Source organism: Roseateles agri (assembly GCF_034043675.1).
Lineage (GTDB): Bacteria > Pseudomonadota > Gammaproteobacteria > Burkholderiales > Burkholderiaceae_C > KK5.
This window is the reverse complement of record NZ_JAXCLA010000008.1, coordinates 196,207-221,296: the sequence shown is the minus strand read 5'-3', so window position 1 is coordinate 221,296 and position 25,090 is coordinate 196,207. Positions and strand designations below refer to the sequence as shown.

Genomic DNA, 25,090 nt, shown 5'->3' with positions numbered 1-25,090 from the left:
CCTGCTTTTCCTCCCTGAGCAGGAGCCTTAGCGTGATGACAGCGTTAAGGCTTTGCACGGCTCCGCTCACGAGTGGGGCCGTCTTTTTTATTCGATGGATCGCTTCCTGCCGGACCGTTTGCTAGACGGCGCGACGCGAAACGCTCCGCGCTGCCGCGGTGGGCCACATATTGCCTCGGCGAACTGGCGAGCCGGCCTCGGCCACTCTACGTGGTCGACAGACTGACCCCACACAAACGGGTACGCCGCCGCGGGCATCTTTAACGACACCTTTGACGGTGCGAATGGTGTTTACCTTGTGCATCGCCAAGGCCATGTTTTTCGCTGCGCCTGGAAGCAAACAATTGCCACCAAGCCGTGCAAAGCGTGCGGATCCTATCTCTTGCGCCCGCCGATCTTGCTCGGGGTCGCGATCCCCGGCACCAACGTCGTTGGGACCGTGGGTTCGGTAGGTAGCTTCGCCTTTTTAGGCTTCTTCAGTTCCTTGTTGCCACGCTGACCTTTAGACATGATGTTCTCCGTTTGCTGTACTTGAAAATGGTTGTGTTGGTGGACCCAGTGCAGGCCCTGGAGGCCCACCTACCTCATCGATTTGCGGCTGGTGCTGGGCTTGGGTCTTTTGTGAGGTGCGCGGGTCCAGAAGCCGACCGCCTCTCGGGCCGCGTTCGCGACTGCCGCATTGGTTTGACGTCTAGCACTAGTCGTAATACGACCGCGTGCCGTGTTGATCACGGAATGAGCGGCACTGAGCCACATGCTCATCAAGGGGTTCTTCTTAAGCCATAGGTTGGCCATGATGTGCTCGCACGTCGGGGCCATACCGTGGCCGGAGGCGGTTGTCTTTTGGGACCAGAAGACCTACACCGAACGGTGCGGTGTTGGCGCAGCAGGCGCTGCAGCTCGATCATGGCCGCATTTTTGGCGCCAAGGCGTCAGACCTTCGGCCGTTCGACGTAAGCCGGCAGGCCGAACCATGACTGATAGGTCAAGAGATCTCATCTCACGCGGCCCACCCATCGACAGCGCAGACGGAGCGCACTTTGTTGAATTTTTCGAGGCTCTCTGTGTGCTGCCGTACAGACGCAGACGCGCGGCGCCTCGAAGGTGAGGGGTGTATGTCCAGTAAAAGCGACTGGCAAGCGCTCTCTCTGGTGGACCTCCGAGCGTCGATTGGTTCGCCCACTATTCATACGTATCGACGACTACACGGTGTCAGTGTGAATCCAACCACCATTGCCGCCATGACTGATCGAGAGCGCAGTCGTTCGACTACGCCCCTCGCGCGGCGCGTGGGGGGGAACAGCGACAGCCTGACTGTCGCGCAAGCCTTTGCGGAGATTTGGGGCGAGATCGAAGCCTCCCTGCACCCCATCCTCGGCCGGCGCGGTCTCACGGCGTTGTTCAGGCGCAGTGCCCATGTCAGTGCGCCGCAGTGCGCCTTTCTGGCCATCCTGGCCGAAGGCGAAATGGATCTGGTCGCTCGCGACGAACTGGTTAGCGTGTTTTGCAGCCAGACAGCCGATACCGCCCTGGATGGTGGCTCGCTGCTACTGAACTCTTTTCGCGAATTGCTGTCCACACTGATCGGCGCCGGTCTCACGGAGCGCCTGCTTCAATCCGTGTGGTCTTCTCCTACCAGCGGTCCGTCCGCGCAGGACTTCCCTCGATGACCAGCAAAGTGAAGATCAAGAGCTTGGCGACCGGCGTCCCCGGGCTGGACGAGCTCCTGGGCGGAGGGCTGCCCGAGTTCTCGTTCAACCTGATCGCCGGTCAGCCCGGCTGCGGCAAGACAACGTTGGCCCACCAGATCATGTTCTCGCTGGCCACCGAGGAGCGGTCGGCCCTGTACTTCAACGTGCTGGGGGAGCCGCCATTGAAGATGCTGCGCTACCAGCAGCAGTTCGACTTCTTTGACGACACGGCCATCAACCATACAGTGCGCTTCGTCAACCTGTCCGAAGAGGCGATGGCCGGCGATCTGAACCGCGTGCTGGCGCGCATCGCTGATGAGGTGCGAACGCACGAGCCGGCGCTGGTCTTCGTCGACTCCTTCCGCTCCGTCGTATTGGCGTCTCAGGTCAACGGCGATTCCCACAACCAGCTGCAGCAGTTCATGCAGCAGCTCGGCATGCTGATGACCTCCTGGCAGGCCACCAGCTTCCTGATCGGCGAGTACTTCACCGATACCGATGCCAACCCGGTTTTCACCGTGGCCGACGGGCTGATCTGGCTGCGCCAGAGCGTGCAGCGCAACGCCATGGTGCGCAAGATGGAGATCCTGAAGATGCGCGGACACCCGTCCTTGCCGGGGCTGTATTCGTTCCGGATCACGCGCAAGGGCCTGCAGGTCTTCGTACCGCCGGGCGCCAATCAGGCGAATGGCCCGGGAGACTGCACCGTGCCGCGCCTCGGGCTTGGCGTCCCGGCGCTCGACGACATGATGGGCGGCGGTTTGCCGCGCGGCTACTCGCTGCTCGTGGCGGGGCCGTCCGGCTCGGGCAAGAGCATCCTGGCGGCAGCTTTCCTGTCCGAAGGTGCTCGCGTGGGCGAGAAGGGTGTCATCGCGGCATTCGAACGTCGACCCAGCCACTCCAGCAATGCACGGCTGGCTGCGCTGATCAACGGCGGCCAGGTTGGCCTGATCGCCGGCTACGCGACCGACGTCTCGATGGACGAGGTCATCCTGCTGCTGGTCCATGAGATCCAGCGGCTTGGCGCGACGCGCGTGGTCATCGATTCCTTATCCGGCTTCGAACTGACCTTGGGGCCATCGTTTCGTGAAGACTTCCGGGAATCGCTGCTGCGCCTGGTGACGACGCTGACGAGTATGGGCATGAGCGTGCTGATGACCTCGGAGTTGGAGGACCGCTACGGCGACTTGCGCTTCAGCCCTTACGGTACCGCCTTCCTGACCGACGCGATCATCCTGCAGCGCTATATCGAGGTGGACAGCCGGCTGCGGCGGATGACGGCTGTCGTCAAGGTGCGCGACAGTGCGCACTCGGACGAGTTGCGCGAATATGAGATCGGGGACAACGGGCTCTTGATCGGCACGCGGTTGCTGAACGAGGAGGGGCTGCTCGGCGGCCACCCGACGCGCAAGCCGCCGCTCGACGATCCGGCTCGTCCCGGCCACGCCGATCCTGACGTGCAAACATGAGCCCGAGCGCCACCTCACATGACTGAGCCCGAATCAGGCCCGCCGAACATCAAGGCTGCGAAGCTGCTGCTGGCGCGCCTGAAATCCGAGATAACGCAGGCCGAGGCGGAACTGGCGCACACGCTGGCCGACCTTCGTGAGCTGCAGGCCCGGGTCGGCGGACACCAGATGATGCAATTGCTGGAGGCAAACGAGAACCTGGTGCTGGACGCCATGCGCCTGCGCCGAGATGCCGAGAACTCCGCGTTTGCGCTCGAATCCGCGCGCCGCACGAGCGAACAAGACGCGCTCACCGGCCTCCCCAACCGGAGCGTGTTGATTGACCGCTGCGCTCAGGCCATTGCCCATGCCCGACGGTACGAAAGCCGCGTTGCCCTGCTGTTCGTAGACCTGGACGATTTCAAGAGCCACAACGATCGCCTCGGCCATGCGGCCGGCGACCAGATTCTGATCGCCGTCGGTCAGAAGATGGTGAGTTCGGTGCGCGAGGTGGACACAGTGTGCCGCCTTGGTGGCGACGAATTCGTGGTGCTGCTCGTGGATGTCCCGCAGCGCGGCGACCCTTCCCAGGTGGTCGGCAAGGTGCTGTCGGCAATCGGCTCGATCGAGGAAGCGGCCGGCCAGCCGGTTGTTGTATCGGCCAGCGTTGGCGTCAGCCTGTATCCTGACGACGGAGAGACGCTCGACAAGCTGATCGAGGCCGCCGACGTCGCCATGTTCCGTGCCAAGCGGATGGGCGGCAACCGCTTTGTATTGTCTGGCGACCTGGTCGGCGAGGTGAGCGACGATCCGGTATCGATGGCGAAAGCGGAGCGGGAGGAACGCGGGGCCGTGCTGCGCAATACCAACGAGCAACTGGTGCTCAGCTCGATGGCGCTGGAGATTGAGAACGCCGCCTACTCGGCGTCTTTCGACGACATGGAGCGAAAGTCGCGCGCCAAGGACCAGTTCCTGGCCGTGCTGAGCCACGAGTTGCGCAATCCGCTGGCGCCGATCGTCTCGACGCTGGACGCGTTGCGTTTGCGCAGCGGTGGTAGCGAGAGCAAGGAACTCCAGATGATCCGACGCCATGTGACCCACATGGTGCGGCTGATGGACGATCTTCTGGACGTTTCCAAGCTGAGTTCCGGAAAGGTCCTGCTGAGTATCGAGCTGGTGCGGATCGACGCCATGCTCTCACAGGCTATTGCCTTGGCAAGGCCGCAGGTCGATTTGCAGGGGCACGATCTGCTCTACGCACCCTGCGATCCTTCCCTGATGTGCCGGGGTGATCCGGTCCGGCTCGCTCAGTGTGTGTCGAATCTGCTCATCAATGCTGCGCGCTACACGGCCAGAGGGGGAAGAATTGAGCTGTGGGCTGGGCTCGAGGATCAGCAGGTAGTGATTCGGGTCAAGGACAACGGTCGCGGCATCAGCGAAGTGCAGATGGCGCAGATCTTCGAGTTCTTCTATCAGACGCAGGGCTTGGGTACTGAAGCCATCGGTGGCCTCGGCATCGGACTTGCGCTCGTGCGCAGCCTCATCGAGCTGCAGGGCGGCACTGTCGAGGGTTTCAGTGCCGGGCTGGGCCAGGGCAGCGAATTCACACTGCGGGTTCCCGCGATACAAGGGGTGCCCGCCCTTGCACCGGCAAAGCCCGTGCGGAGGAAGCTGGCTCCAGCACATCACCAGCGCATCGTGATCGTGGATGACAACCAGGACGCCGCAGAGAGTCTGGCGGCCGTGCTTGGTCTCGAAGGGCATCGGGTCTGGACGGCGACCCACCCTCAGGCTGCATTTCCGTTGATAGCTCAAGCCCAGCCGCAGATCATCATTCTCGATATCGGCTTGCCTGAAATGGATGGCTACCAATTGGCCCAGAAGATCAGGCGCTTGCATCCCGAGCTTGAGATGTCTTTCGTGGCCTTGAGCGGATACGGCAGCACCTTGGACCGGAACAGGAGCGAGGCGGAACGTTTTGATGCTCACCTGATCAAACCCGTTGAGCTCGAGGAACTGCGATCGCTGATCGCATCGCTTGCCGCACGGCGGGAGCCGGCGTCGCGACGGACTGATTGAGCCAGGTTCGCCGGAGCCGGTCCGAGATTTGAGATGCGCGAGAAATCGTGCAATCACTCTTGAATCCATCCTCAGAACAGCCACATAGGTGGACATGGGTGAAATGCCCTTGTCTGTAGCTGTGGCGAAACCGCTGACCCGCGGCTGGACACCGACGGTATCTCCTGCAACTTCGGCTGCGTAGATGCGGAACATGTCGGATTGCTGGCCCCGTGATAGTTCTACAGCAACCGATAGGACCCGATCCCATGGCGATTGCCTTCAGACGGCAGGCCATCAGTGCCGGGTCCCAGGCATCTCATCGTCGCGGATCCATGTTGAGGTCGCGACGTTGGCGGTGCGGGAGGGACGCTGCAGCTTCGAGTAGTTGGAACGACCTCGTATGTCGTTGGCCCCTGAGCCCTGACACCACCCCGTGCGCTCCCATTCACTTCCACCAGCTTCCAAGGATTCCATGAATGACAAGCTCGATGCGCTGATGCACGACGCCACGCGGCTCACCCGCAATGGTGACCTGAAGCGGGCGACGGCGCTGCTGCAGCAATGGATTGCGGGCGGCGGCGTCCCATCACGGGAACGGGCCTCCAACACGGCCGGGACGGCGTCGGGCGAGGTGCTGGAAGGTTGTGTGTTTGAAGTGGACGAGCCGTCGCTGTCGACGGTCGAAGCCCTGGACCTCGAATCCGGGGTGCGGGGCCCTGAAGTTTCATCCCCCGAGGTCACACGAGAGCCCACTCGCGAAAACTTTCTGTCGGGTGCTCATACCGCCGCTGGACTGACCCGGCCATACAAGCTCTATGTCCCGCCAGACGCGAGGCCGGGTCTCGCCCTGGTTGTGATGCTGCATGGCTGTACGCAGGATCCCGACGACTTCGCAGCCGGTACCGCAATGAATGAGCATGCGCGTGCGCGAGGCTTCTTCGTGCTTTATCCGGCCCAGACGCGGAAGGGGAACAGCTCGGGCTGCTGGAACTGGTTCAAGCACAACCATCAGCAACGTGGTCGCGGCGAGCCGGCGCTCATCGCATCGCTGACTCGAGCAGTGATGGTGGAGTACGGTATCGACCCCAGCCGCGTGTTCGTTGCGGGCCTATCGGCCGGTGGTGCGATGGCGGGGATTCTCGGCGCTGCCTACCCCGATCTCTATGCCGCCATTGGCGTCCATTCTGGGCTGGCGCCTGGCGTGGCGGGCAACGTCGGGGAGGCGATGAGCGCCATGAATGGCACACCGCCGATGGCGATGTCCAAGGCGACACGCGACGTTCGAAACATTGGCGTGCCGACGATCGTTTTCCACGGGGACCAAGACCGCACCGTGGTCCCCGCCAATGGCCTGCAGGTGATGGCTGCAAGTCTGTCGGGCGATGGCGCGCCACGGGGCGCGGAGCCCGGCGTTCAGCAGGGGCTCCGCGCGAACGGCCGCAGCTTCACCCGCACGGTCTACCAGGACGGACAAGGCCGGGTCTACGGGGAACATTGGCTGGTCCATGGCGCCGCGCATGCCTGGTCTGGCGGCAGTCCAAAAGGCAGCCACGCCGATTGCAGCGGCCCTGACGCCAGTGCCGAGATGTTGCGCTTCTTCTTCGAACATTCAGCGCTCCGACCGCGACAGGGGTAGTTGAAGCTCACGAGGCGCTGCTCCGGGCGAATGTGCCGACAACCCCCTGGCACGCAGGGCGTTGTGAATGGCCGTGGCGGCGATGGCGCCGTGTCCGAAGGCAACGGCCAACTGATCGAGTCCCACAACGACGTCGCCTGCAGCGTAGACGCCATCGACGCTGGTCTTGCAATGCGCGTCCACGCGGATATTGCGCTGTTCGTCGAGCCTGACGCCGAGCGTCTCAGCGAGAGCTGAGCGCGGTGCCACGCCCAGTGCGGTGTAGAGGACGTCGAACCGCGCGACCTCTCGATCCGACATCGCCACCTCGATGCCCGATCTGCCCAAAGCCAGGGCTTGTGCCACCGGTGCGCCGCCGCCGTGCTCCAGCGGAACCACGGTGACGAGCGCGCCGAGTCCTCGCAGAAAGTCGGCTTCGCGTACCGCATGATCTGAACTGCCAAGGATGCCGACGGACTGGCCTGCGTGTTCGTAGCCATCGCAGATCGGGCAGTGGCGCAGCAGGTCGGCTTCGCAGACCTGCTGTGTGCCTGGGAGCCGCGGAAGCCGGTCTTCCACGCCGGTGCACAGGAGCACCGTGTGCGTCCGCAGGCAATCGCGCTGGCCCCTCAGGATGATTTCAAAGGTGTCGTCATCAACGGCGCGAAGGGCGGTCACTTCGTCGTTCAATAGCCGGCCGCCGAAGTTTCCTAGCTGCTCTCGCAGGCGCTCCAGCAGGCCCGAGCCCGAAATGCCCTCGGGATAGCCCGGGCAATTGCGCGAGCGGCTGATCTTCAGCGCCCGGCTTCTGCCCGCATCCACCAGCAGCGTGCGCCTGTGAAAGCGTTGGAGATAGATGGCGGCGGTCAGGCCGGCGGGACCGGCGCCGATGACCACGCAATCGAACGGAACTTCCGCACGCACCTCAGGCCGGTACGGAAAGTCATGAATTGTGGACTTCTGCATCGCGACGGTCCTTCAGCCGTTTGAACAGGCTCAGGGCCTGCCCGACGACCTGGTCCATGTTGTAGTACTTGTAGGTCGCGAGGCGCCCGACGAAGCTGACCTCGTTCAGCGCCTCGGCCTCGCGTTCATAGCGCCGATAGAGCTCGGTGTTCTCGGGCCGGGGGATGGGGTAGTACGGGTTCCCGTCGGCCATGGGGTACTCATAGACCAGGGAGGTACAGGGATGACGTTGGCCGGTCAGGTGCTTGAACTCGCTGACGCGCGTGTAGCCGTAGTCGTTGGGATGGTTGATCGTTCCGACGCTCTGGACCCACTCCTGCTGGCGCGTCACATGCTCGAACTTCAGGCTTCGGTAGGGTAGCTTGCCAAACCTGAAATCGAAGAACGCATCCACGGGACCCGTATAGATCATGTGCTTCCACGGCACCACCCATTCGATGTCCTTGTAGTCCGTGTTGAGCATCAGGCGGATATTCGGATGCCGGAGCATGTTCTCGAACATCCGTGTGTAGCCATGCAGGGGCATGGCCTGATAGGTGTCGTTGAAGTAGCGATCGTCCCGGTTGGTCCGCGTCGGCACCCGAGCTGTGACGCTGGCGTCCAGTTCTGAGGGGTCCAGGCCCCATTGCTTGCGGGTATAGCCACGAAAAAACTTGTTGTAGAGGTCGCGGCCCACCCTGTTCACGACGACGTCTTCCGAGGTGCGGATGTCGTCCTTCTTCTCGGCCACCCCGTCCAGAAACTTCTCCATGTCGAATGCGTTCAGACCGAGACCGTAAAGCCCGTTCAAGGTGTTCAGGTTGATTGGCATCGGCAGCAACTGCCCGTCAACGCTGGCAAGCACGCGATGCTGATAGGGGCGCCATCGAGTGAACTGGCCCAGATAGTCGAAGATGTCGGAGGAGTTGGTATGGAAGATGTGAGGCCCATAGGGGTGGATCAGCACACCCTCGTCGTCGAAGCGGTCATGTGCATTGCCGCCAATGTGGGAGCGCCGCTCCACCAAAAGGATTCGCGCGTTCAGTTGCGACGCCAGTCGCTCGGCCAGAACGCTCCCTGCGAAGCCGGCGCCAACGATCAGATAGTCGAAGCTGTCGTCGGGAGATCTTTTGCTGGCACGGTTTGCGGCTCGCGTGATCAATGGGGTGACTTGACTGTTCATTGCAGGCTCACACTGCGGGCGGATCCGTTTCACGCGCCGGGTGCCGATGGCGTGCCACCTGCTCGATGAAGGCCGCGGTTGCGGATGGGGAGCCGTCGGACAGGATGACGCCGGGGTCGTCGCCGCCATCCGGCAATGTCGCGGGAATGCCGGCGAGTTCGAACAGATCCACACCCGTGCCGAGCGCCAACATCGTCTTGCAATGCCGGTACTGATCGCGGATGGCTTCGAAGGTATGGCCATCGGCCGCCAATGAAACGACCGCACCGGCCCCATCGGGCAGCACAATCGCATCGAACAGGAAGCCCGGTTCGTTCTCCAGCGACGCATCGGCTTCGACGGCGACCCGGTCCTCGGTTGCGACGGCCCCGATGCGAGGGGCCACGAAGCGCGGCACCGCGCCCGCGGCGAACAGCGCCGTGTGGATGTCGGTTGCACTTTGTCCTTTGGCTCCGTCCGCGACCAGGATGGCGATCTTCCGACCCTTGATGGAGCCGTCTCCCGGACGGGCAGTCAGCGACAGCGCAGGAGATCGGATGACCTCGGGTGCAACATCGATTTCCAGCGCAAGAGGCATCGCATCCGGCAGCGGCGACATGTTGAGACCCTCAGCGACCTGCGCCGCCAGGTCCTCGGACGCATTGCGCAGCATCGAGACGACGCGTTGGCGGATCGCCGGCACGGTGACCTTGCTCAGTTCGAAACGGAAGGCCGCGACGATGTGCGCCCGCTCGGGTGCCGTCTGGCTGTCGAAGAACAGGCGGGCCTGGTGGTAGTGCTCGGCGAACAACTCCGGCTTGGCGCGAATCTTTCCCTGCTCCGCACGTGAGCGCAGGCTCGCGGCGACCGAGGTGAAGCCTTGTGCCGCACCGGCCTGGAAGGGGCACCCGCCCGCGAGCGAATTCGGCTCGTAGGCCACCCGTCCGCGCGGGATGGCTTGGCGGTGCATGCCGTCCCGCTGGTTGTTGTGGACCTGCGCAATCGGCGCGTTGATCGGGATCTCGTGGAAGTTCGGTCCGCCCAGCCGGGTGATCTGCGTGTCAACGTAGGAATGGATGCGGCCGGCGAGCAGCGGGTCGTTGGAGAAGTCGATGCCGGGGATGATGTGCGCCGTGCAGAAGGCCACCTGCTCCGTCTCGGCGAAGAAGTTGTCCGGATTGCGGTCAAGCACCATGCGGCCGACCGGACGGACGGGAACCAGTTCCTCCGGCACGATCTTGGTGGCGTCCAGGATGTCGAAGCTGAACTGCTCGGCCTCTTCCTCGGTGAAGATCTGCACGCCGAGTTCCCACTCGGGGTAGACACCCGATTCGATGCGCTCCCAGAGGTCGCGCCTGTGGTAGTCCGGATCGGCGCCAGAGATCTTCACCGCTTCATCCCAGCACAGCGAGTGGGTGCCGAACTTCGGATTCCAGTGGAACTTGACGAACACGGACTGGCCCGCGTCGTTCACCAGCCGGAACGAGTGCACGCCGAATCCCTGCATCGTGGCATAGCTGCGCGGGATCGCGCGATCGCTCATCAGCCACATCAGCATGTGGGTGGACTCGGGCATCAACGACACGAAGTCCCAGAAGGTGTCGTGCGCACTGGCTGCCTGCGGCATCTGGTGATGCGGCTCCGGCTTGACCGCATGGACCAGGTCGGGGAACTTCATCGCATCCTGGATGAAGAACACCGGCATGTTGTTGCCGACCAGGTCCCAGTTGCCTTCGTCGGTGTAGAACTTGACGGCGAAGCCGCGCACGTCGCGAGCGGTGTCCTTCGAGCCGCGCTCGCCGGCCACGGTGGAGAAGCGCGCGAAGACCGGGGTGCGCTTGCCGGCTTCCTTGAAAGGTGCCGCCTTGGTGAACTGCGTCAGCGGCTCGAAGCACTCGAAGTAGCCGTGTGCCGCAGATCCGCGCGCGTGAACGATCCGTTCGGGAATGCGCTCATGGTCGAAGTGGGTGATCTTCTCCCGCAGGATGAAGTCTTCCAGCAACGCGGGTCCGCGCACGCCGTACTTCAGCGAGTTCTGGTTGTCGGCGACGGCCACGCCCTGGTTGGTCGTCAGGCGCTGTCCGGCGGAGTCGACCCTCACGCGATCAAGCGGACCGATCGCGGCATTCACGCCCTCGGGCGCCACCGAGCCGGTCTTCGAGGAGACATTGGCTTCGGACAGCGTGCTGCCGGCTGGCAGGCGCGACGGCGCTTCGACGGTTTCGCCTGGCTGCGAATTCTGTCCGTTGGCAAAGCCGTACTCGCCCGCCTTGTTCGCGTTGAACGGCATGGCGGCCGACAAATCGCCGGTCTGGCCCATCTTTTCTACGGCGAGATCGTCGGTCAAAACGGGCGGGTTCGCCGGGCCGCTGTCGGTATTGCGCGCGGCGGCTTTGGAGGCGGTCGACGACCGGGAGTCCGCTTGGCTGCTGGAGGATCTGGTGGAGGTGGGCTTGGGCATGGGAGGAGGTCCGCTCGTTGACGGCGAAGCGTCCGCAGCGCGGAACGTCTTGCCGTCTGCGGGCATGGCAAGGGTCGTGCCGAACGTGTACGCCGCGCGGGACCGCTGCTTGCCTTCGGAGTTCTCGCAAGGCACGTTGATTCCAACCCACCCAGCCCAGGAGTAACCCATGGCCAGCTCGAAAGACCCCGCAAAGAAGTCCCCCGCCGCAAAGTCCCAGCCACGCAAGCCCAGCGCACCGACCTTGGACGCCATTGCGTTGCTGACGCAAGACCACAGGGAAGTGCAAGCCCTGTTCAAGCAGTACGACAAGCTCGTCGAAGACGAAGCGGAGGACGACGAGAAGCAGTCGATCGCACAGCAGATCTGCACGATGCTCACCGCCCATGCGATGGCGGAGGAGGAGATCTTCTATCCCGCCGCGCGCGATGCCCTGGGCGATGATGAGGACCTGATAGACGAGGCCACCGTCGAGCACGCCAGTGCCAAGGACCTGATCGCGCAGATCGAAGCGTCGTCGCCCGACGAGGAGCTCTTCGACGCCAAGGTCAAGGTGCTGGGCGAGTACATCGAGCATCACGTCAAGGAGGAAGAAGGCGAGATGTTCCCCAAGGTCAAGAAGGCCAAGCTCGATTTGGCAGCCCTGGGCGCGGAGATCACGGCGCGCAAGGAGGAGATCCTGGACGAGCTGGCCGCCGGCGCCGAGTCCTGACCGCGGCAGCCACGAGGTGGACTGCGCCGACCGATGAAGAAGAATGGCGCCCGCGCGAGCGCGACGAGCCGTGCGCTGGCGATCGGCCGCATGAGTGCGCCCGTCTCGCACGAGCTGAATAACCTGCTCGGTGCCATTCTCGCAAATGCCGAGCTGATCGACCGGCTGGGGCGGCGTGAGCCCCTGTCCGTGTCTGCCCCGGAGATACTGCCTTCGCTCGTTGCGCCGATCGTTCGCTCGGCCACGAGGGCCGGCCTGCTGACGCGGCAGTGGTTGGAGATGTCGCTGATCGACGGACCGGCACAGGCCATCGAACTGTTGGATGAACTGCCGGCGTGCGCCGTGCTGCTTGAGGCCCTCCTCGGGCCGCGCATCCTGCTGCGCGTGGACCTCGCGCCAGATGCCGGCAGCATTGAGGTGCAACGCGGTGCCTGGCTGCTCGCGCTGGCAGATGCCGCCGCCAATGCGCGCCGCTCGATCACTCGCAGTTCCGGCCATGGCTCGGGCCGGCAAGGCGAGGTTCATCTGCACGCCCGCCGCGCCTGGCCAGATGAGAGCGAAGGCCTGGTGGGCACGGATTTCGCGACGATCTGCCTCAGCGACGACGGCGCCGGCATCAGCGAAGAGCAGGGTGTCGCGCTGCTGGAGGTCGAGGGGCCGGATGGATTCGCCGGCCTGCGCGCCTTCTGCTTGCGGACGGGCGGGCGCGTGTTGCTACGAGGCACGCCGGGTGTGGGCACGGCCGTGGCCATGGTGCTTCCAGCCGCAGGGCGCCGGGCCGCGTCGCGCATGTACCTTGCCGATCCAGACGGTCTCTAAGCGCCGAGACAGCCGAATGCCGCCGCCCCCCGCCATTCAAGCGCACGTACTGATCGTCGACGACGAGGCCTTGACGGCCGAGGCGCTGGCTGCGCTGCTTGCTGCCGAACACTTCAGCGTCGCCATTGCCGGCTCGCTGGCGGAGGCGCGCCGCCAGATCCGCCTGCAGAAACCCGACGTGGTGCTGCTGGATCTGCAACTGCCCGATGGCGATGGCCTGGACCTGATTGCCGATGCCGAGTTGCCAGATGGCTGCCGCGTCGCACTGATTACCGGCTACGCCAGCATCGACACCTCCGTGCGCGCGTTGCGCTTGGGCGCGGTCGACTGTCTGGTCAAGCCGATCGCGCGGGAGCCACTGCTCGCGGCGCTGGACCGACTCATCGCCATCCGCCGCCCCGCGGGCAATGACAACGCAGCCGAGATGGCCCGCATCCTCGACGAGGAAGGTCGCTTCGGCAGGCTGCAGGGCAAGTCTTCCGCGATGCGGCTGATCTACCGGCAGATCGCGCGGGTGGCGCAGACCGGCGTTACCGTCTTCGTCACTGGCGAGAGCGGCACCGGTAAGGAGATGGTGGCCCAGACAGTGCACGACCTGAGCCGTCGCAGCACCCAGCCTTTTCTGGCGGTCAATTGCGGCGGCATCTCGCCGAACCTGATGGAGAGTGAGATCTTCGGCCACGAGAAGGGCAGCTTCACCGGCGCAGACCGCCAGCATCGCGGATTTTTCGAGCAGGCCAGTGGCGGCACGCTGTTCCTCGACGAAGTAACTGAGATGCCGGTCGAGCTGCAGGTCAAGCTGCTGCAGGTGCTGGAGACGGGCCGCTACATGCGCGTGGGCTCCACCCAGGCGCTTGAGGCCGACGTGCGCGTGATCGCCGCCTCCAACCGCGTGCCGGCGCAGGCCGTGGCCGAGGGGCGGCTGCGCGAGGACCTGTTCTACCGATTGAACGTCTTCCCGCTGGAGCTGCCACCGCTGCGCGACCGCATGGACGACGTGCTGCCGCTGGCCCGACATTTCCTCGCGCTGATGGGCGCCGGGGAGGGCGGGGCCAAGCAGTTCGGCCCCAAGGCGCTGCACCAGTTGGGCAGCGGGCAGTGGCGCGGCAATGTGCGGGAATTGCGCAACGTCGTGCAGCGCTCCTACGTGATGTGCAGCGGGCCGGTCATCGATACGCTCTGGATCGTGCCGGCGGCCACCCGCGCGCCGGCGCCGCTGGCGCCTGAACCGCTAACGGTGCACGCGGACAGCATCGTGCTGCGGCCCGGCTGCTCGGTCGCCGAAGCCGAGCGGGCGCTTGTGGTGATGACCTTGCGCCATTTCCAGCACCACAAGGAGCGCGCTGCCGCGGCGCTCGGTATCAGCATCAAGACCTTGTACAGCCGCCTGAAGGCCTACGCCGGGGACAACGGCCCGAAGCGAGGCGAATAGTTGCAGGCATCCAGCAGCGGCATCGCGCTTGCCTTGGAGGGGCCTCAACCACTGAAGCCCCGATCATGAAAGCCCTGCCACCGTTGCTCGTTTTCTCCCATCTGCGCTGGGGCTTCGTGCACCAGCGGCCCCAGCACCTGCTGACCCGCCTGGCGCGCCACTGGCGCGTCATCTACGTCGAGGAGCCGGTGCGCGTCGCACCGGGTGCCGAGCGGCTGGAGGAGCGTCAGGTCGGAGACGCCGTCACGCTGCTCGTGCCCCACACCAGCGTTGAAGCCGGCGGCTTCCATGACGACCAGCTTCCCGCGCTGCAGGCGCAGCTCGCCGACTGGCTGCAGGTTGAGCAGATCAGCGAGGCGCTGGTCTGGCTGTACACGCCGATGGCGCTGCCACTGGTGAAGCTGGTGCGGCCGCGCCTGCTGATCTACGACTGCATGGACGAGCTCTCCGCCTTCCTCGCTGCGCCACGCCAGCTGCGCCAGCGCGAGACGGCGCTGTTGCGCAGCGCTGACCTTGTCTTCACCGGCGGCCCCTCGCTGTACGAAGCCAAGCGCCACCTGCATCCGCGTGTGTCGTGCGTGCCGAGTGCCGTCGATGCGACTCACTTCGCCCGCGGCGGCTCGCCGGAAGCCAAGGACGCGGCGCAAGCCTTACAGCGACATCTGCCGTATCCGCGGCTAGGTTTCTTCGGCGTCATCGACGAACGGCTGGACATCGTGCTGCTGACCCAACTCGCTGATGCGCGGCCGGACTGGCAGCTCGTGATGGTCGGGCCGGTCGTCAAGATCGACCCAGCCGCGCTGCCGCGGCGCGCCAACGTCCATTGGCTGGGCATGCAGGACTACCAGGTGCTGCCCGCGCTGCTGAGGGATTGGGACCTGTGCCTGCTGCCCTTCGCGCTCAACGAGGCGACCCGCTTCATCAGCCCGACGAAGACCCTCGAATACCTGGCCGCGGGCAAGCCGGTCGTCAGTACGGCGATCCGCGATGTCTCGGTGCTGTACGGCGAGGCGGTGCATGTTGCGGGCGGCGGCAAGGACTTCGTGCAAGCCTGCGCTGCGGAGCTGAGCCGAGGCGCCGACCAGCAGCGCCACCATCGGGCGAAGGCGGCGGCACTGGTGGCGGCGAACTCCTGGGATCGCAGCGCGGCGAAGATCGTCGCGACGATCGAGCAGGCGCTGGGGGGCCGTGTCCTCGACATCGACGCCGGCGACCTGCAAGCCGCGATCAGCGTCGGCGCGGAATGATCATCGATGCCCATCTGCACTGCACTGGCCGCGAGACCGTCGACGACGTGCTGCAAACGCTGGACGACGCCGGCATCGATCACGGCGTACTCCTCGCTCCCTTCCTGTCGGAGGGCTACGCGCTGGACGATCCGGCCTCCCTGCGGCGCGCCAACGCTCACTTGGCGCGGATCGTGGCGGGACACCGCGACCGGTTGACGGGGCTGGCTGTGGTGAACCCCTCTGATCGTTCGGCCGCCGACGACCTGCGGGCGGCGATCGATACGGGTCTGTCGGGCTGCAAGATGGTACCCAGCGGCTGGTATCCGTACGACGAGCGCGTGCAGCCTACCTTCGCCGTGGCTGCCGAGTTGCGGCTGCCGCTGCTGTTCCACAGCGGCATCTTCATCGACGGCCGCTCGGGCCGCTTCTGCCGGCCGAGTTTCTTCGAGGCGCTTCGGGACCACCCGGGCGTGCGCGTGACGCTGGCGCACCTGTCCTGGCCCTGGACCGACGAAGCGATCGCGGTCGGCCTGATCGACCGCATCCACGGCCGCAGCGGTGCCGACGCGCTGTTCCGCTTCGACCTTTCATTCGGCCCGCCGCCGCCATACCGGCTCGAAGTCTTACGCCGGGCACTGGAGGTGCTGGGACCCGAGTCGCTGCAGTTCGGCAGCGACTGCTTTTTGCCCTGTCCCGGCACGGAGATCGCGCAGCGGCGCGGATGGCTGGGGGACCTGCTGGATCAGCTAGAGGTCGATGTAGGTGCCCGCGCGCAGATCTGGAGCGACACGGCTGCCACCTGGCTGGGCGAGGCAGCGAGCAGTATCGGGCGCGGCGCTTGCACGAGGGCCGCATCGCGTCCGGCACGGCTGAGCCGCTGCACGAGGATGCGGCCCCTGTGCTGCTGAGAGACGAAGGAGGAAGGAATGCCAATGCATGCACAACTCTCGCTGCCGCCGCGCGACGATCGTGTCCATGTGCTGGAGGTGATCGGCAATGCCATCGTCGGTGGCATGGAACGCTGGGTCGAACGGCTGATCGAACGGCTGCCGCCGGAGCGATTCGTCGTCTCCGCGTTGGTGCCTTGCGAAGGGCCGTTCGCCGAGCGCCTGCGTGCATTGGGCACCAACGTTGTGGCCACGCCGATGCCATCAGACCCGAGCTGGGACTCGATCCAGCTGGCCGCCTCGCTGGTGCGCCATGCGGGTGTCCACCTGCTGCATGCGCATTTGCCCAATGCGCACGTACTCGCCGCGCTGGCCGGGCGACTCGCCGGACGGCCGGTGCTGGCGACGGTACACGGGAGGCAGTTGACGCTGGCTGACCTGGAACTGCACCGCAGCGCCGGCAGCCACTTGAGCGCGGTGTGCCGGCAGACGTATTTCCACGCGCTGGGCCTGGGTGTGCAGCCCTCGTTGCTGAGCTTTGATCCGAATGGCGTGGACTGCGCGGTGTTCCAGCCGAGGTCGCGCACACAGCGGTCGGGCCTCCTGCGTACCCGGCTCGGCCTGGCGCCGGACGTGCCGCTGCTGGGCTTTGCCGGCCGACTCTCCCCGGAGAAAGGGCCGGAGGTCTTCGTGCGCTCGATCTGGCCGCTGCTGGCGCGCCTCAAACAGGCACATGCAGTGATCGCGGGCGACGGTCCGATGCGCGCGGGGCTCGAGCGCGAGATTGGGCAACTGCGCCTGCACAAGCGGGTTCACTTCGTCGGACTCGTGGAGGACATGGCGGGCTTTTACGGCGAGATCGACCTGCTGGCCAACACGTCGCATTCCGAGGCGATGCCGCTGAACGTGATGGAGGCGATGGCGAGCGGCGTGCCGGTGGTGGCGACGCGGGTCGGCGGGGTGCCGGACATCGTCGCGCACGGCTATGACGGCTGGCTGGTTGCACCCGGCGATTGCGACGACATCGGTGGGCGCTGCGCCGGTTTACTTGCCGACGCGGCGCTGCGCGCACAATTCGGCGCGCATGCGCGGCAGCGGGTGCTGAAGCACTTCAACCTGGACAGGTGCACGGCGCAGGTCCAGCAACTGCTGGTGCGGCTCGCCGGCAGCGAGACGTCCATGGCGGTGACGCCGCTGCGCCGCCCGGTGGCAGCGGACTTCGTCGCGTGAGTGCGCCTGTGCAGGCACGTCCGTCGCCGATCGCCTCGTTCTGGGGTGGAGGCTTCGAGGGCGCCGACCACGTCAATGCGGCCGGGCAGGCGGTGGACATGCACGCCGCGAGCGGCCATCTGGAGCGCCTTGACGAGGATTTCAGCCGCGCCGCCGACATGGGCTTGCGCAGCGTGCGTGAGAGCATCGGCTGGCGGCTCAGCGAAGGCAGCGGCGGCGCCATCGACCTTCGCCGCGCCGAGCGAATGGCCCGCTGCGCGCAGCGCTACGGCCTGCAGATCCTCTGGACGCTGTGGCACTATGGCCTGCCGCCGGACCTGTGCCTGCACGACGATCGGTTGATCGAACGCTTCGCGCGCTTCGCCGCCGAGGTGGCCCGCCGCCTCGGGCCGATGGCGGACCAGCCACCTGTCTACACGCCCGTCAACGAGATTGGCTATCTGGCCTGGGCCTCCACACAGCCCGGGCTCTTGTTCCCGCCCGACAACACCCACCACGAGGTGTCGATGGAGGACAAGCTTTTACGCGGCTACGAGGTCAAGCGGCGTCTCGTGCGTGCGGCACTGGCCGCGGTGGATGCGATCCGCAAGGTCGACCCCCGCGCCCGCTTCCTGCATGTGGAGCCGCTGTGCCACGTCGTTGCGCCGGCGGGCCGACCTGAACTGGACGAGACCGCGGCCAATGTGCGCAGTTGGCAGTGGCAGGCCTGGGACATGCTCGGGGGCCTCGCGGAGCCGGCCCTGGGCGGCAGCGCCTCGGCGCTGGATCTGGTGGGCGTGAACCACTATCACAACAGCCAGTGGGAGCTTGTGACCGCGGCGCCGTTGGCCTGGCACCTGGGCGATCCGCGTCGGCTGCCGCTAGGTACGCTGATCGAAGAAGCGTGGCAGCGCTATCGCCGGCCGATGTTTATTGCCGAGACGGGCCACGTGGGCAGCGGGCGGGCAAAGTGGCTGTGTGAGGTGGCAGCGGAAGCGCGCCGCGTGCATGATGAGGCGGGCCTACCCCTGCTCGGCCTGTGCCTGTATCCGCTGGTGGATCGGCCGGATTGGAACGACTTCGGGCGCTGGCACGAAAGTGGGCTGTGGCAGGTTGAGCCTGCCAACGGAATGCGGAGCGAGGTGCCGGACTTTGCGCAGGCCCTGAGGACGCTGCAGCGCGGCCACCCCGCCGCTTGATCAGTTGCGATCCGGACGCGGCGCGCGGTTGTTGGACATGGTGCTGTCCGTGCCGCTCGTGTTTGCGGTGCTGTCCGTGTCGGTCTGGGTCCCGTTGCCATTGTTCATCGCGTTGCCGCTGGCCCGGGTGTTTGCCGCGTTGCTGGCCGCGTTGTTCATCTTGTTGCTGTTGGCCGTGCCATTGGCGTCGTTCGGATTCTGGTTGCTCTGGCCATTGGCGATGCGTCCGTTCGACGTGGTGTCGGCGTTGGTTGCCGGGGTGTTGTTGGACTGTGCAATGCCGAGGCCGGTGGCGATCAGCAGGGAAACGGCGGCGGCAGTCGTCGCCAGGTGGTTGCGGGTGAACTTCATGAGATAACTCCTTGGATGGGTTGAAGGACGTCTTGTCCATAAGGGCCAAGGCAAGCGTCATGCCTTGTCGTTCAATTCGTCCAATAGTTACTTAACTTTCTTGGGTTGCTCTTTGGTGAAAGGCACAAGGCGCTGCGCCAGCGAAAGCGGCCAGTGCAGTTGAGGTCGGTGTTCTTGAGCCTGCGGTCGACTGGGTATGAAATCAGGTGAGACCTCAACATCTTCCGGCCAGATCTGGCAGACACAGTCAAGCTCACGCGGCGCGAAGATCCAAGAAAGCCGGTCACCTTGGACGCAGAGATTGGCCCTCAGCGCGGTTGTGCCTCGGAGCGCAGGCCATGCGATCGAATGGCAGCGGTATACGCGCTATGGCGGTTTTTCGCTATGTCGCCTAAATGCTGGGTGTAGTCGAATTGCGCATCGGTCGGGCCGTCCTTCGTGTTCATAGCCACACGGTACAAGTCGGCGCTCGCCCAATGGAATTCGTTCTCCGCTTCCCGCCAGAGCAGAAACAGTTCACTGACAGCGCTCATGGGCACTCCTCAAACGGTGCTCTGTCCAGGCTGCAGGGTGTGGCTTCAGGCACGCAGCTAAAGCCGGCAGGGGTGGTCCGCATGCTACGCCGCTCGGCGCGACTTGGGAGGGAGCGCCTTTAGGCCCTTCTGTTGACATTGCTCAGCCGATCAGTGCTTGTACATTGACGATCGCACGTATCGATCGAGACGCGGTCCTACAGGCCGCTCTCAGGTCGCGGGATTATTCTTTTGCCGAGCAACTGTGAGATCAGGGATGAACGGTCGTGGAGAAATCGTCAGCCTCAAATCCGGTGGACCGCTGATGTCCGTCATGGAAATACGCGAGTTTGACGGCCGAGAGCACGCGCTCTGCACTTGGGTCGATACCTCCAGTTCCGTCCAAACCAAATACTTCCCTGTCGAACTCCTTGTTCGCGAGTCTGAGGCACCAGACAGTCCATCCGCTGATTCGTAGCGCTCGACGCTTGTGTGCGGTGTCGCACGGACGCCGGGGGCGGACACAACCAAGATGACCAAGTTGTCACGTGTATGAACGCGAGATGACGTGGGTTCAGCGCAGCCGCCGTCAATGGGTGGCAAGGAGTGATCATGGATGTATCGGCGACCTCTCGACGAACGGTGCTTCGTGAGGCTCTTCCCACCAGCGTGGCCATGCTAGGTCGCAGGCGAGCTTGCGATATACCGGCCGGCTACATCGACGAGTACGTTGCCCTGGATTGGCTGGAATGGCGGGGTGGGAGCCTTCGCCTGACGACGGTTGGCGAGAATATCTTGCAGGTGCTGTCCAAAGAGCTTGCCTGACCCAACGCGTGGCGGCAATGCGCTCGAGATCCGGATCATGCTGCTCGCAGTCTTGAAGCCATGCCGCATGCCAATCGTAGTCTCGCCGAGCACTCGCGAGATGGGCGGTGCGAGCCGGTACCGCAACGATCTGCGAGCCTTGCCAAGCGAGCCTTGCCAAGTCAGCGCGAAACGGCCATCACATTGATTCCTCAAGGACAAGCATCGGAGATTGGGACTGCGCAGCGAGCAATCGCTAGCGAACTCTATGTGAGGAATGGCTGGGCATCGGATCATCTCCGGACGGTCACAGGCGATTCGTCAGCACGTGACGGATGCTGGCAATCAGCGCAGAAGGCGTTAGTGCGGACCAAGCTCCATCGGGCCGGCGTTCGGACAGGTCGCGCCAAACTGCGGCCATGATGAAGGACTGGGACAGCACCGCCGCACCAACCCAGAGCGCCAGGCCCCAGCCAATGTAGTGCAAGGTAATCAGCAGCGCTCCTAGAGAGGCAAGTACCGCCGCGGCAATCAGTGTGAGAACCTTCATCGATGGATCCTGGTCATGGTCCTATCCCGATGCTCGGCGCATGAAGGGGGCACGTCGGTGCGCCAACCCACGGAGTCGACGGAATCTCCAGGGCCGGCCGGGTGATCGCGGCAAAGGCCCCGAGGCGACATGCCGATCTCCGAGCACACCGCCAGGCGCCAACTGCCAGCTACCGACTGCGCCTTTGCCTATTGCAGCGAGCACAACACGGTTCAGGTAGATGGCATAGGTGGCAGCAGCCGTCCGTACTCGCGCTTGGACGCTGCATAGCAGGTGCAGGACCGCGTCTCGAGGCCGTCGCGATTCAGCACGGTGACGCGACCCCGTGCGTATCGGATCAATCCGTCAGCCTGGAACTTCAGAGCACTCTCCGTCACGCCTTCCCGTCGCACGCCCAGCACGTTCGCTATCAGCTCATGAGTCATCTCCAGTTCGATGCTCCCCAGCCGATCCAGACTCATCAGCAGCCAGCGGGCCAAGCGTGGCGCCAACGCATGAAAACGCTGGCAGCCGGCGGCCGTCGCGAACTCGCTGAGGCACACTGAGATGTAGCGGTTGAGGCAGTGCCGCAGTCCAGCGCCATGCGCCAGTTCCCGGCGCATGGCTGCAGCGTCCAGGCGCCACGCCATGCCGTCACCGAGGACCAGCGCATGTACGGGCACTTGCCTCACCCCCAGTGCGAGTTGGATACCGAGCATGCCTTCGCGCCCCACCATGTCGACTTGCATCGGGGGATGCCCATCCAACTGTGTCAGCAGGGAGATGGCGCCATCGATGGGAAAGTAGGCGTGACCGATGCTCTGACCGGGTACGTATAGCGCCAGCGAGCGGCGTAATTCCACTTGCTCACAGGCGGCGAGCAGCCGCTGCCTGTCCGCACTTGGCAGCAACTCGATCAGATAGTTCTTGTTGGGTGGCACGCAGGCTCCAGATGGGCGTCGTGACGCAGTCTGCGCCGCCTGCGCCTCGGTCTCTGTTTCCTAGCGTACAGAGAAGCCCGCGAGTTCAGCCCGGCTCGGTCCGGGGCAGCAGGCGCGCGTACTCGTCGCGCACCACCGCATAGCATTCGCAGGTTCGAGCTTCCAGCCCAAGGCGGTCCAGCACCGTGATATGCCCGCGGGCGTAGCGGATCAGCCCGCTTGCCTGCAACTTCAGGGCGCTTTCGGTCACGCCCTCGCGCCGTACGCCCAGCATGTTGGCAATCAGCTCCTGGGTCATCACCAACTCGTTGCCCAGCAGCCGGTCCAGGCTCAGCAGCAGCCAGCGGCAAAGCTGCTGGTCCAGGGAATGGTGGCGGTTGCAGACGGCCGTCTGGGCCATCTGCGTAATCAGTGCCTGCGTGTAGCGCAGGAGTAGATGCATCACCGGTCCTGCACGATTGAATTCGTCCTTCACTGCCTGTGCCCGAAGCCGAAATCCCCGACCGGCGCTTTGCACAACCGCCCGGCTGGGCGTGGTTTCACCGCCCATGAACAAGGAGATCCCAACCAGGCCCTCGTTGCCGACGACGGCGATCTCGGCCGAGGCGCCGTTCTCCAAGACGTACAGCAGCGAAACGATTGCCGTGCCCGGGAAGTAGACATGGCTTTGTGGCCGACCGGATTCGTATAGCACCTGGCCCAGCGGCAGGTCTACCGCTTCCATCAGGGGGAGCCAGCGCGCGCGCTCGTCGCCTGACAACTGAGCCAGCAGACGGTTGCTGAGGGGATCCTCCGTCGCGTTCAAGCCGGGCTCCCGGAACTTCGATGACTCGACTATAGGCGCGCGTGCCACTTCGCTATGTTCGGCATCGCACAGATCGAGGTCACCTCTGCGGCTAGGGTGTGGTCATGGTCAAGCCATGAGGCGCGCCTTCATTCCTGTTCATGAGGGCTTGCATGAGTTTCCTGTCGATGGAGCACGGCCGAGTGGCCTATCGTGCCGATCTGATCCTGTACGGCGCAGCGGTGCTGCTGCTGGGAGGGCACCTGCTGCTGATGGCGCCGCGGGCTCATCCATTTGAGCTCGTGCTCTTGGTCCTGCTGGGCCTCATCTGCTGGACCTTGCTCGAATACTTGCTGCACCGTTTCGTGTTGCACGGACTGTGGCCATTCACCCTCTGGCACGCCGCCCATCATCGGCGACCACGCGCCCTGATCTGCGCGCCGACCTGGCTCAGCGCGAGCCTGATCTGCCTGTTCGTCTTCTTGCCAGCGCTCGTGCTGCTGGGCGCCTGGCGAGCCCAGGCACTGACACTGGGCGTGCTGGCCGGCTACTTCGGCTACAGCCTGATTCACCATGCGACCCACCACTGGCGCCTGGGCCGCTTCGCCTGGGCGAGGCAGCGCAAGCGCTGGCACGCCTGGCATCACGGCCGTTCGGGACCTGTCTGCTACGGCGTCAGTAGCGGCCTTTGGGACCACGTGTTCGGCACGTCTCCGCCAGCGGAGGCGGAGTGAGGCGCAACGCTCGGGCCGCGCCACCAACCATGCACGACTGATCATCTGAACGTCTGCCAACGCACAGACCGAATCGGCAAGTCGGCCTACTGTTGGCAGTTCAGGAATCGCTCGCCCGGGATGCTCCCGGGTCTCGATCCTGTCGTTAGGAAGTCAAGGAACTCCATGATCATGAATAGAACACTGCCCGCTGCAGCAGCGGCGGTCCTGGCATTGACGAGCACCGTCTGGTTGGCTGGCTGCGCCACGACGCCGATGCCCACGACCGAACTGATCGTCGCCGATGCCGCTGTGAAAAACGCCAGCACCAGCACCAACAGCGCCAACGCGCCGGCTGAGCTGCAGTTGGCGGTGTCCAAGCTGGCCCTCGCCCGCCAAGCCGAGGCGGACAAGGATTACGAGCGTGCCAAGTGGTTGGCTGAGGAGGCGCAGGTCGATGCTCAGGCGGCGGACATGCATGCACAGTCGACGCAGTCGCGCAAGGCCGCCAAGGACTCGCAAGACGCAGCCCGCGTGCTGAGCGAAGAGCTCCGCCGAAATGCAAAGCCAGGCAACTGAGAGCTCGATATGAACACTTCCAGAATTTCGTTGCTCGCCGCCGTGGCGTTGGTCATGACCGCCTGTGGCACCGTTCCCAATCGCAGTGCCGCCCTCGACCAGGCTCGCAATCGTTTCAACGACGCCAGCGGCGATCAGCAGGTCGCTGTGCTGGCACCGGACGAGCTCAGAGTTGCGGGCGACTCTCTGCACAGGGCCGAACAGGCATGGGGGGAGGGCGCCACGCTGAGTCGCGTTGATCACCTGGCCTACCTCACCTCCCAGCGGGTGACGATCGCGCGAGACGCCGCTTCCAGTAGAGCCGACCAGCAACTGCTCGCGGGAGCCGGTGCCGAACGCGACAAGCTTCGGCTGGCGCAGCGTACCGACGAGGCTGACCAGGCCCAGCGCAAGCTGGCAATGTCGGAGCGTGACAATGCGATAAAGACAGCCGATCTCGCCGCAGCCGACGCGGCTTCGCAGCAGGACAAGGCTCGTAGCGCGGAACGCATCCATCGCCGCGATGCCCACGTGGCTGACCTTGAAATGCAACTCGAGGCGCTCAATGCCAAGAAGACCGATCGCGGCATGATCCTGACCTTGGGCGACGTGCTGTTCGACAGCGGGAAGGCGCAGTTGCTCCCCGATGGGTCGCGCAATATGGCCAAGCTGGCGGACTTCTTCAACCGCAATCCGGACAACACAGCCAGCATCGAGGGCTACACCGACAGTGTCGGCAGCAGCAGTTCCAATAGAGACCTGTCCCAGCGACGCGCCGATGCAGTAAAAGCCGTATTGGTAGGTCTCGGCGTCAACGCCGGCCATCTGAGCACGAAGGCGCATGGCGAAGAGATGCCGACGAGCACCAATGACACGCCAGCAGGTCGCCAGATGAATCGCCGAGTGGAGATCGTATTTGCGCGGCAGGCCGATGAGATTCCAGTGAAGTAAGTCTGTTCGCCTCAGGCTTGAACCGATCGGTGCGGCCGGATATCCAAGCCGTTCACTTCGATAGGCTGATGCCCTTG

Annotated in this window: 23 protein-coding genes; 15 read left to right on the top strand and 8 right to left on the bottom strand. The window is 64.6% G+C overall.

Features of this window, described 5'->3' with window-relative positions; all coding sequences use genetic code 11:
• Window positions 1-1,217 precede the first annotated feature (1,217 nt).
• The 4 genes from SNE35_RS23830 (at window position 1,218) to SNE35_RS23815 (ending at window position 6,836) form a co-directional block, all read left to right on the top strand.
• Window positions 1,218-1,670 (top strand): hypothetical protein, encoded by a 453-nt coding sequence (locus SNE35_RS23830; RefSeq protein WP_320425520.1) that lies wholly within the window; start codon window positions 1,218-1,220, stop codon window positions 1,668-1,670.
• Window positions 1,667-3,160 carry an ATPase domain-containing protein gene (locus SNE35_RS23825; RefSeq protein ID WP_320425519.1) on the top strand — a complete coding sequence of 498 codons (1,494 nt, stop codon included), beginning with the start codon at window positions 1,667-1,669 and terminating at the stop codon, window positions 3,158-3,160. Before SNE35_RS23830 ends, SNE35_RS23825 begins: the two co-directional genes overlap by 4 nt.
• A gap of 18 nt (window positions 3,161-3,178) precedes the next feature.
• Window positions 3,179-5,218 (top strand): diguanylate cyclase domain-containing protein, encoded by a 2,040-nt coding sequence (locus SNE35_RS23820; RefSeq protein WP_320425518.1) that lies wholly within the window; start codon window positions 3,179-3,181, stop codon window positions 5,216-5,218.
• A 454-nt stretch (window positions 5,219-5,672) separates the two neighbouring features.
• On the top strand, window positions 5,673-6,836 hold the full coding sequence (locus tag SNE35_RS23815; protein ID WP_320425517.1) for an extracellular catalytic domain type 1 short-chain-length polyhydroxyalkanoate depolymerase: 1,164 nt from the start codon (window positions 5,673-5,675) through the stop codon (window positions 6,834-6,836).
• Here the strand turns inward: SNE35_RS23815 and SNE35_RS23810 are convergent.
• From SNE35_RS23810 to SNE35_RS23800, 3 genes are read right to left on the bottom strand one after another with little or no spacing between them, the layout of a single operon-like run.
• Window positions 6,810-7,781 carry an NAD(P)/FAD-dependent oxidoreductase gene (locus SNE35_RS23810; RefSeq protein ID WP_320425516.1) on the bottom strand — a complete coding sequence of 324 codons (972 nt, stop codon included), beginning with the start codon at window positions 7,779-7,781 and terminating at the stop codon, window positions 6,810-6,812. The genes SNE35_RS23815 and SNE35_RS23810 overlap by 27 nt on opposite strands.
• A complete protein-coding gene (gene glf / locus SNE35_RS23805; RefSeq protein WP_320425515.1) occupies window positions 7,759-8,943 on the bottom strand; it encodes a UDP-galactopyranose mutase in 1,185 nt (394 codons plus the stop codon). The genes SNE35_RS23810 and glf overlap by 23 nt, the downstream gene beginning before the upstream one ends.
• A 7-nt stretch (window positions 8,944-8,950) precedes the next feature.
• Window positions 8,951-11,383, bottom strand: coding sequence for a catalase (locus SNE35_RS23800; RefSeq protein WP_320425749.1), 2,433 nt, complete (start codon window positions 11,381-11,383; stop codon window positions 8,951-8,953).
• Between the two features lie 244 nt (window positions 11,384-11,627).
• Here SNE35_RS23800 and SNE35_RS23795 point away from each other — a divergent pair, with 244 nt between their 5' ends.
• From SNE35_RS23795 to SNE35_RS23765, 7 genes are all read left to right on the top strand, one after another.
• The gene (locus SNE35_RS23795) at window positions 11,628-12,095 is read left to right on the top strand and encodes a hemerythrin domain-containing protein (protein ID WP_320425514.1); all 468 of its coding nucleotides are present in this window, start codon (window positions 11,628-11,630) and stop codon (window positions 12,093-12,095) included.
• Between the two features lie 33 nt (window positions 12,096-12,128).
• Window positions 12,129-12,914, top strand: a complete 786-nt coding sequence (locus SNE35_RS23790) for a histidine kinase dimerization/phospho-acceptor domain-containing protein (protein WP_320425513.1) — start codon at window positions 12,129-12,131, stop codon at window positions 12,912-12,914.
• Between the two features lie 16 nt (window positions 12,915-12,930).
• Window positions 12,931-14,346: a sigma-54-dependent transcriptional regulator gene (locus SNE35_RS23785; protein WP_320425512.1), complete on the top strand. Its 1,416-nt coding sequence runs from the start codon at window positions 12,931-12,933 to the stop codon at window positions 14,344-14,346.
• Between the two features lie 65 nt (window positions 14,347-14,411).
• Window positions 14,412-15,593: a glycosyltransferase gene (locus SNE35_RS23780; protein WP_320425511.1), complete on the top strand. Its 1,182-nt coding sequence runs from the start codon at window positions 14,412-14,414 to the stop codon at window positions 15,591-15,593.
• Window positions 15,590-16,483: an amidohydrolase family protein gene (locus SNE35_RS23775; RefSeq protein ID WP_320425510.1), complete on the top strand. Its 894-nt coding sequence runs from the start codon at window positions 15,590-15,592 to the stop codon at window positions 16,481-16,483. The genes SNE35_RS23780 and SNE35_RS23775 overlap by 4 nt, the downstream gene beginning before the upstream one ends.
• A gap of 24 nt (window positions 16,484-16,507) precedes the next feature.
• Window positions 16,508-17,692, top strand: a complete 1,185-nt coding sequence (locus SNE35_RS23770) for a glycosyltransferase family 4 protein (RefSeq protein WP_320425509.1) — start codon at window positions 16,508-16,510, stop codon at window positions 17,690-17,692.
• A complete protein-coding gene (locus tag SNE35_RS23765) occupies window positions 17,689-18,870 on the top strand; it encodes a family 1 glycosylhydrolase (protein ID WP_320425508.1) in 1,182 nt (393 codons plus the stop codon). The genes SNE35_RS23770 and SNE35_RS23765 overlap by 4 nt, the downstream gene beginning before the upstream one ends.
• On the opposite strand, the gene SNE35_RS23760 is transcribed toward SNE35_RS23765, so the two are convergent.
• Together SNE35_RS23760 and SNE35_RS23755 are read right to left on the bottom strand one after the other, a co-directional pair.
• Window positions 18,871-19,221, bottom strand: coding sequence for a hypothetical protein (locus SNE35_RS23760; protein WP_320425507.1), 351 nt, complete (start codon window positions 19,219-19,221; stop codon window positions 18,871-18,873).
• A gap of 308 nt (window positions 19,222-19,529) precedes the next feature.
• On the bottom strand, window positions 19,530-19,754 hold the full coding sequence (locus tag SNE35_RS23755; protein WP_320425506.1) for a hypothetical protein: 225 nt from the start codon (window positions 19,752-19,754) through the stop codon (window positions 19,530-19,532).
• Between the two features lie 256 nt (window positions 19,755-20,010).
• Between SNE35_RS23755 and SNE35_RS32115 the strand changes: the two genes are divergently transcribed.
• Window positions 20,011-20,211 (top strand): DUF2158 domain-containing protein, encoded by a 201-nt coding sequence (locus tag SNE35_RS32115; RefSeq protein WP_431312781.1) that lies wholly within the window; start codon window positions 20,011-20,013, stop codon window positions 20,209-20,211.
• Between the two features lie 633 nt (window positions 20,212-20,844).
• On the opposite strand, the gene SNE35_RS23750 is transcribed toward SNE35_RS32115, so the two are convergent.
• The 3 genes from SNE35_RS23750 to SNE35_RS23740 all read right to left on the bottom strand — a co-directional run bounded on the left by SNE35_RS23750 (window position 20,845) and on the right by SNE35_RS23740 (window position 22,812).
• On the bottom strand, window positions 20,845-21,087 hold the full coding sequence (locus SNE35_RS23750; protein WP_320425505.1) for a hypothetical protein: 243 nt from the start codon (window positions 21,085-21,087) through the stop codon (window positions 20,845-20,847).
• 212 nt (window positions 21,088-21,299) lie between these two features.
• Entirely contained in the window at window positions 21,300-22,007 is a 708-nt protein-coding gene (locus tag SNE35_RS23745) for a Crp/Fnr family transcriptional regulator (protein WP_320425504.1), read from the bottom strand.
• A gap of 85 nt (window positions 22,008-22,092) precedes the next feature.
• A complete protein-coding gene (locus tag SNE35_RS23740) occupies window positions 22,093-22,812 on the bottom strand; it encodes a Crp/Fnr family transcriptional regulator (RefSeq protein WP_320425503.1) in 720 nt (239 codons plus the stop codon).
• Window positions 22,813-22,964: 152 nt separating this feature from the next.
• Here SNE35_RS23740 and SNE35_RS23735 point away from each other — a divergent pair, with 152 nt between their 5' ends.
• From SNE35_RS23735 to SNE35_RS23725, 3 genes are all read left to right on the top strand, one after another.
• A complete protein-coding gene (locus SNE35_RS23735; protein WP_320425502.1) occupies window positions 22,965-23,525 on the top strand; it encodes a sterol desaturase family protein in 561 nt (186 codons plus the stop codon).
• 171 nt (window positions 23,526-23,696) lie between these two features.
• The gene (locus SNE35_RS23730; RefSeq protein ID WP_320425501.1) at window positions 23,697-24,083 is read left to right on the top strand and encodes a DUF4398 domain-containing protein; all 387 of its coding nucleotides are present in this window, start codon (window positions 23,697-23,699) and stop codon (window positions 24,081-24,083) included.
• 9 nt (window positions 24,084-24,092) lie between these two features.
• The gene (locus SNE35_RS23725; protein ID WP_320425500.1) at window positions 24,093-25,013 is read left to right on the top strand and encodes an OmpA family protein; all 921 of its coding nucleotides are present in this window, start codon (window positions 24,093-24,095) and stop codon (window positions 25,011-25,013) included.
• The last annotated feature ends 77 nt before the right edge of the window (window positions 25,014-25,090 follow it).

What these genes read in the sequence shown, in the direction of transcription:
- SNE35_RS23825 (WP_320425519.1), top strand. Translation starts at nt 1,667, where the DNA reads ATGACCAGCAAAGTGAAGATCAAGAGCTTGGCGACCGGCGTCCCCGGG.
- SNE35_RS23820 (WP_320425518.1), top strand. Translation starts at nt 3,179, where the DNA reads ATGACTGAGCCCGAATCAGGCCCGCCGAACATCAAGGCTGCGAAGCTG.
- SNE35_RS23815 (WP_320425517.1), top strand. Translation starts at nt 5,673, where the DNA reads ATGAATGACAAGCTCGATGCGCTGATGCACGACGCCACGCGGCTCACC.
- SNE35_RS23810 (WP_320425516.1), bottom strand. Translation starts at nt 7,781, where the DNA reads ATGCAGAAGTCCACAATTCATGACTTTCCGTACCGGCCTGAGGTGCGT.
- glf (WP_320425515.1), bottom strand. Translation starts at nt 8,943, where the DNA reads ATGAACAGTCAAGTCACCCCATTGATCACGCGAGCCGCAAACCGTGCC.
- SNE35_RS23800 (WP_320425749.1), bottom strand. Translation starts at nt 11,383, where the DNA reads ATGCCCAAGCCCACCTCCACCAGATCCTCCAGCAGCCAAGCGGACTCC.
- SNE35_RS23790 (WP_320425513.1), top strand. Translation starts at nt 12,129, where the DNA reads ATGAAGAAGAATGGCGCCCGCGCGAGCGCGACGAGCCGTGCGCTGGCG.
- SNE35_RS23785 (WP_320425512.1), top strand. Translation starts at nt 12,931, where the DNA reads ATGCCGCCGCCCCCCGCCATTCAAGCGCACGTACTGATCGTCGACGAC.
- SNE35_RS23780 (WP_320425511.1), top strand. Translation starts at nt 14,412, where the DNA reads ATGAAAGCCCTGCCACCGTTGCTCGTTTTCTCCCATCTGCGCTGGGGC.
- SNE35_RS23775 (WP_320425510.1), top strand. Translation starts at nt 15,590, where the DNA reads ATGATCATCGATGCCCATCTGCACTGCACTGGCCGCGAGACCGTCGAC.
- SNE35_RS23770 (WP_320425509.1), top strand. Translation starts at nt 16,508, where the DNA reads ATGCATGCACAACTCTCGCTGCCGCCGCGCGACGATCGTGTCCATGTG.
- SNE35_RS23760 (WP_320425507.1), bottom strand. Translation starts at nt 19,221, where the DNA reads ATGAAGTTCACCCGCAACCACCTGGCGACGACTGCCGCCGCCGTTTCC.
- SNE35_RS23755 (WP_320425506.1), bottom strand. Translation starts at nt 19,754, where the DNA reads ATGAGCGCTGTCAGTGAACTGTTTCTGCTCTGGCGGGAAGCGGAGAAC.
- SNE35_RS32115 (WP_431312781.1), top strand. Translation starts at nt 20,011, where the DNA reads ATGAACGGTCGTGGAGAAATCGTCAGCCTCAAATCCGGTGGACCGCTG.
- SNE35_RS23750 (WP_320425505.1), bottom strand. Translation starts at nt 21,087, where the DNA reads ATGAAGGTTCTCACACTGATTGCCGCGGCGGTACTTGCCTCTCTAGGA.
- SNE35_RS23735 (WP_320425502.1), top strand. Translation starts at nt 22,965, where the DNA reads ATGAGTTTCCTGTCGATGGAGCACGGCCGAGTGGCCTATCGTGCCGAT.
- SNE35_RS23730 (WP_320425501.1), top strand. Translation starts at nt 23,697, where the DNA reads ATGAATAGAACACTGCCCGCTGCAGCAGCGGCGGTCCTGGCATTGACG.
- SNE35_RS23725 (WP_320425500.1), top strand. Translation starts at nt 24,093, where the DNA reads ATGAACACTTCCAGAATTTCGTTGCTCGCCGCCGTGGCGTTGGTCATG.